This is a genomic window from Planococcus sp. FY231025, from assembly GCF_052078085.1.
GTDB lineage: Bacteria > Bacillota > Bacilli > Bacillales_A > Planococcaceae > Planococcus.
Genome location: NZ_JBQJJG010000006.1, coordinates 86,799 through 92,798, shown reverse-complemented (window position 1 = coordinate 92,798; position 6,000 = coordinate 86,799). Strand labels below are relative to the sequence as shown.

Genomic DNA, 6,000 nt, shown 5'->3' with positions numbered 1-6,000 from the left:
AGTGCGTCTTATGCCCGTCGAATCTACACGGGCGCTTGCGCTTTTCTTATTTACCAAAAGAAGAAAGGAATTTCACCCGGTCGCCCATCGGCGGCACGTTGTTGTCGACCAGCGCGATTTCTAGGACAGCGGGGCCGTTCATGTTTGTCAGGCGCTCAAGGACGCTGCCGTTCAACTCTTCCATCGATTCGACACGGAAGCTCGGGATGTTCATCGCCGCCGCCATGGCTGCGATGTTGATCGGCTCCTGTTCGAACGACGCATGGACGCGTTTGTATTGCAGCGAGTGGCCATGGTAGACCATGCCGAGGCGCGCGTTGTTCATGACGACGAACAGCACCGGCAAGTTGTATTCTTTCGCCGTCAGTACTTCCATGCCGTGCATGAAGAAGCAGCCGTCGCCTGTCACGGCGACAACCGGACGGTCCGGCTCCGCGAACTTCGAGCCGATCGCGGCACTCAATCCGCTGCCCATCGCCCCGAAGTGGACGTTGATGTCGAACGTGTCTTCCTCGAGCACATCCATATGGTGGATGACATAAGCCATGAATTCGCCGATGTCGATTGTGTAGCGCGTCTCTGCTGGAAGGAGTTCCTGCATTTTCAGGAACACGTTTTTCGTACTGAATTCTGTAAGATCCGCTTGTGGTTCATTCGCCTCAGCAGTCCCTTCCGCTTTTTTCGCGAATCCGAGCGCTTTCAGCTCTTCGATCAGGAATGCCAGGCTCAGATGGAGGTCGCCCAAAATCGGCACATCGACTTCGTATTTGCGGTTGAACACCGATGCGTCAAAATCCATCTGTACGAGGAACCGGTCTTTTGCCATATTGGCGTTGTAATTGTTCGTTGCGGTTTCGCCGAGGCTCGATCCGATGGCGAGCAGCGTTTTGCCTTCGCCTTCGTTGATGAGTTTCGATGCGGAATCGTTTCCGGCAAATCCGAAGATGCCCGCAAACAGCGGGTGGTCTGATTTCATCATGCCTTTGCCCTGCGGCGATACCATGATCGGCCAGTCCAGGAGTTCCGCCAGTTCGATCAATTGGCCGACAGAATTGCGCGCCCCTTGCCCGGCGAAGATATAGCCGCTTTCGCGTGCGGCCATTTCTTTCGCTGCCCGTTTGATTGCGTCAAGGTCCGGCACCATATCGTCCCGTTTTTTCGGCGCCGGGATTTTCACGTCGCCGACTTGGCCTTGCTGCACGTCGATCGGCATCGCGATATGGACCGGGCCGGGAACGCCCGACAACGCGATTTCAGTCGCTTTGACAAATTCGTTCAAAAGCTCATTGGCATCGGTGACCGTGACGGAGTATTTTGTGACGGATTTGAAGACCGGATCCGCATCGAGTTCCTGGGATGCGTTCAGGCCCATTGTGCTCACCGGCACGGCGCCCGTGATGAATAGGACCGGCAAATGCTCGCGCATGGCGTTGGCTGCACCCGTCACCAGATTGGTGCCGCCGGGGCCGCTGCTGCCGATGCAGACGCTGAGGCCGCGGGAATACCTCGCATAGGACGCCGCCATATAGCCGGCTGCCCCTTCGTGCTTTGTCACGACCGGCGTGATTTCCGGCATGTCATACAATTCATCGAAAAATGCATTGACCGACCCTGCTGGAATCCCGAACACGTGGGTGACACCCACCCCTTTTAAATACTCTAATGCGGAACGAACGGCTTTCATAATTTTCCTCCTGTTTTTTAAAGATAGATTAGCCTAAATTATAAATCGTCACTTAATACACCACTTCGGCCGCTTTGGGCAGAGCAAAGACGATTGCTCCTGCATCGCTTCGCTAGCTTCGTCGCAAAGCGGAGCTGTGTTGCGGAATATCAATTGTTTAAAAACTTAATTTACCTCAAACAGCTCAGTTCAGGTATTTCTTGGCAAGTTCTTCAGCGACAACCGGTCTGCTGAAATAATAGCCCTGCATGATAAAGCAGTCCTTCGACTTCAGGAACTCCAGCTGCTCCAGTGTTTCGACGCCTTCGGCAATGACCTGGAGATTCAAGTTCTTGGCAAGCGTGATGATCGTATTGGTGATTGCCGCGTTGTCCTCGTCTGTGATGATGTCCTGGATGAACGACCGGTCGATTTTCAGGAAATCGATTGGGAAGTTCTTCAAGTAGCCGAGCGAAGAATAGCCCGTGCCGAAATCATCGATGGAAATGTGGACGCCCAGCTTTTTCAATTGCTTCATCTTTTTGATCGTCACTTTGCTGTTTTTGATGATCTGGTTCTCGGTCAGCTCGATGTGCAGGAATTCCGGCGCAAGCTCCTGCTCTTCCAGAATTCCCTTGATCATCGACACGAGGTCGTCTTCTTCAAACTGGCGGCCTGACAGATTGACGGACACACTCATCTCCGGATTGTTCTGCTGCCATTCCTTCAATTGCTTGCAGGCATTCTCAAGCACCCATTTGCCGATCGGCACAATCAGGCCGGTCTCTTCTGCAATCGGGATGAAATTCACCGGCGACACCATGCCTTCAGTCGGATGGTTCCAGCGGAGCAGCGCTTCCGCTCCGATGATCGTATCGGTTTTGCTGTCGATCTGCGGCTGATAATAGATTTCCAGCTCATCCTGGTCAAGCGCTTTGTAGAGAGCATTTTCCAGTTTGATGCTCTCCATATTGCGGTGGTTCATTTCGCTTTCGAAAAAGTGGTAATACGTCCCCGACTTTTCTTTCGATTTGTACATCGCCGCATCGGCGTGCTTGATGAGCATTTCTGCTGTATCGCCGTCTTTCGGGAACATGCTGATGCCGATGCTCGTTTTGATGAACACTTCGTTCTCCTTCAATAAGAACGGTGCCGCAAACGCACCCATGACGTGTTCAAGCACGTTCAGGACATCCTTCTTGCTCTTGACGCCGGTCAGGATGATCGTAAACTCATCGCCGCCTTGGCGGGAGATGACCGCGTTGGGCGGTATGCTCACTTTCAGGCGCTCTGCCGCTTCGCGCAGCAGCATGTCGCCGTAGCTGTGGCCAAGGCTGTCGTTGATCAGCTTGAAGCGGTCCAGATCGAGGTAGAGGACGGCCACTTGCTGCTTTTTCCCGCGCGCTTCGCTCAGCGCTTGGTTCAGCCGGTCGTTCAGGAGCACGCGGTTCGGCAGATCGGTCAAGCTGTCGTAATACGCAAGATATTTGATCTCGCTCTCCAGCTGGTTCCGTTCGGTGATGTCCTTGAACGTCACCACTTCCCCAAGAAACTCGTCGCCTTCCTTGATTGCCGAAATCACGCATTCGACCGGGAAGCTTTCGCCGTTTTTCTTGATGAAGCGTTGGTTCGGTTCGCAATGCGGCGCCTCATCCCGCTGCGACTCTTTGATATCGAAGATCACCCGGTAGGATTTGCCGATCAATTCGCCGGTCCCATAGCCGAGCATCGATTCGCAGGCCGGGTTGCAGAACGTGATGCTGCCCGCCAGATCCAATCCGAAAATACCTTCACCGGCGGAGTTCAGGATGAGTGCTTTTTCACGGCTCAGGCTGCCGAGCTCGGCCACCACTTTTTCAAGTTCCTGGTTTTTGATGCGGATCTCGGAAGTCCGTTCTTCAATCAGCATTTCCTGTTTTTCCATGTACAATAAATTCGACAAAGTCGAAGCGGCAGCGTCCGCAATCGATTGGGCCAGCTGCATGTCCGCTTCCTTGAAGTGGAGCTCCTCTTTCTCCAATTCGACGATGGCCAGTGCGCCAAGCACTTCCCCCATGGCGACGAGCGGAATCATGAACATCCCCTTGATGCCGAAATTGGTGCAGACTTCATGGTTCGGGCGCGAATCCGCGAAAACATCCGGAATCAGAATCATCTTCTTCGTCCGGACCACTTCCTGGAGCACCAAATCATTCGTCTGGTCAAAGTCCGTCTTCTTATGCGTTTCCAGCCATTGCTCTTCGGTCCAGTCGCTGTCGCGGCTCAAGCTCGCCGGCTTGATCAGCTTGTCGAGCAAAGGATCGAGCAGATGGACGCCGACGTTCGGGTTGTTGAGCACTTTCCCGACATACGAGAAGCAGATATCGAGCGCTTCCTGCATCGTGGCGCACATCGACAAATCACGGGTCAAATCCAGCAACAGCTGCTTCTCGGCAATGAGGTTTTCCTTGCGCGTCAAATTCGTCGCGTTGCGGATTGCCACGCCTGCCATATTGACATACGCTTCGACCGTCTGGATTTCTTCCTCCTTCAAATCCATCGGAATGCCGTAGTCGAAAAGGAACACAAGCCCGAACAGCTCATCTTCGTACATAATTGGCAATGCGAACAAAGATTTGATCTTGAATCCGGCCACAGCTCTCGGGTCAGGGCGGCTGTCTTTAGATGTATCAGGGATATAGATGGACTTTTTCGTGTCCACCACTTCTTTTGCCAGAAGATCGTATTCCATATCGATGACGTGCATATCGAGCGTCATCCCGTTGATGATTTCCGGTTTGCCGACATAGCCGCGGAAATCGCCGTTTTCTTCCGGCAAGTAGATGCCGACGGAGTCGCAATGGACGATCTCTTCTGAAATCGCTGCCGTTACGTGTTCCAGCACTTCCCTGAGTTCTAATTTCGTGTTGATCAACTTTGTTATATGCGCAAGTCGCGAATATCTTGTTTGTTCTTTTTGCATGCACATGCTCCCCATTCCTACTGCTGTACCAGTGTGATTTCCATCCCTTCCAGCCCAACAACAATTGCCTAATATTTACAATAGCATTTATTATATTTTACCATAGAGCCTAAATACTTTCGACCTAAATTTATTTACATATTATTACAATCCAAATAAAAAAAGCGGCCCATTTGGACAGGCCGCCCTACTACATTTCCACTTCTATTCCAGTCCCGTCTGCCCGCACTTTCGCATAGACGCCTTTGGCGACAGCCAAATCGAAAAATGCTGCGCCGACAGATTTGAAAAACGTGATTTCATCTTCTCTATCGCGCCCTGGCTTTTGCCCTTCGGCAACTTCGGCGAGCTCCGCGTGGACATCGCTGAATGACCAGACGCCGATTTGCGCTCCGTGGATCAATTCCCCAGCTTCGTTCTTGACGCCTTCCAGATCGTCGACAACAATTTTGTCCGCTTTCGCCAGCGTCGCTTCATCCACTTCGCGCATGCTCGGCAAATACGATCCGACGCCGTTGATGTGGGTGCCCGGCTGTAGATCGGCTCCGGAAAACACCGGCTCGTCCGAACGGGTCGCACAGCAGATGATGTCCGCTGCACCGACTGCCTTCGAGACATCGGTCTCCACTTCCCAGGGAATCGCAACACCGAACGCCGCCAGCTTCCCGCCGAACGCTTCCGCTTTTTCGGGTGTGCGGTTGACCAGGATGATCCGTTCGATGCTGCGCACTTCGAGCACGCCGAGCACCTGCTCGAACGCCATCGCGCCCGTGCCGATTACAGTAAGCGTCCGGCTGTCGGTGCGCGCCAGCCGGTCTGTTGCAATTGCGCTGAGTGCGCCGGTGCGCAGACGTGTCAAATATGACGCCGTCATCAGTGCGGCGTGCTCGCCGTTGTCCGCGTCCGTCAGCAAAATCATGCCCTGGGTCGTCGATTTGCCCTGCGCCGGGTTTTCCGGGAAAATCGTCACCACTTTCACGCCAGCGATGCGGCCGGCCCGATCGGCGCTTGGCATATAGAGGGCAGAAGCCTGCCGTTCGGGGAAGTCGAGTACGGTACGGTGGGGATTGTCGATCTTGCCTTGCAGGTTCGCCGCAAGGATGGCTTTTACATCGTTGATGGCATCTGCCATTTTATACGTTTCTTGAATCTGCTGTTCAGTGATGATGAGCATGAATTCCCTCCTAAAATAAATAAAAGCGGAAACAGCGGTTTCCGCTTGAGACTGTAATAAATTCTAAGTTGAATGAGAAGAGATTTTTGAGCCCGGTCAGATGCGTCATCTGCATCTAAAAGATGAGATTAGAATTCTGATCGTGCCGTGACCTGCTAGGTACAAGCCGATAACCTCTGGATCTGCAACGGAAGGCGGCGA

General features: G+C 53.2%; 3 protein-coding genes. All 3 read right to left on the bottom strand.

Annotated features, from left to right (window positions below; translation table 11 throughout):
* Positions 1-46: 46 nt before the first annotated feature.
* Positions 47-1,684 (bottom strand): thiamine pyrophosphate-binding protein, encoded by a 1,638-nt coding sequence (locus ACTL32_RS09860; RefSeq protein WP_441341308.1) that lies wholly within the window; start codon positions 1,682-1,684, stop codon positions 47-49.
* Positions 1,685-1,868: 184 nt separating this feature from the next.
* Positions 1,869-4,625 (bottom strand): EAL domain-containing protein, encoded by a 2,757-nt coding sequence (locus ACTL32_RS09855; RefSeq protein ID WP_441341307.1) that lies wholly within the window; start codon positions 4,623-4,625, stop codon positions 1,869-1,871.
* 190 nt (positions 4,626-4,815) lie between these two features.
* Positions 4,816-5,799 carry an ornithine cyclodeaminase family protein gene (locus ACTL32_RS09850; RefSeq protein WP_441341306.1) on the bottom strand — a complete coding sequence of 328 codons (984 nt, stop codon included), beginning with the start codon at positions 5,797-5,799 and terminating at the stop codon, positions 4,816-4,818.
* Between the last annotated feature and the right edge of the window lie 201 nt (positions 5,800-6,000).

Bases quoted from the DNA above. Each gene is read 5' to 3' on its own strand.
- ACTL32_RS09860 (WP_441341308.1), bottom strand. From the start codon at position 1,684: ATGAAAGCCGTTCGTTCCGCATTAGAGTATTTAAAAGGGGTGGGTGTC.
- ACTL32_RS09855 (WP_441341307.1), bottom strand. From the start codon at position 4,625: ATGCAAAAAGAACAAACAAGATATTCGCGACTTGCGCATATAACAAAG.
- ACTL32_RS09850 (WP_441341306.1), bottom strand. From the start codon at position 5,799: ATGCTCATCATCACTGAACAGCAGATTCAAGAAACGTATAAAATGGCA.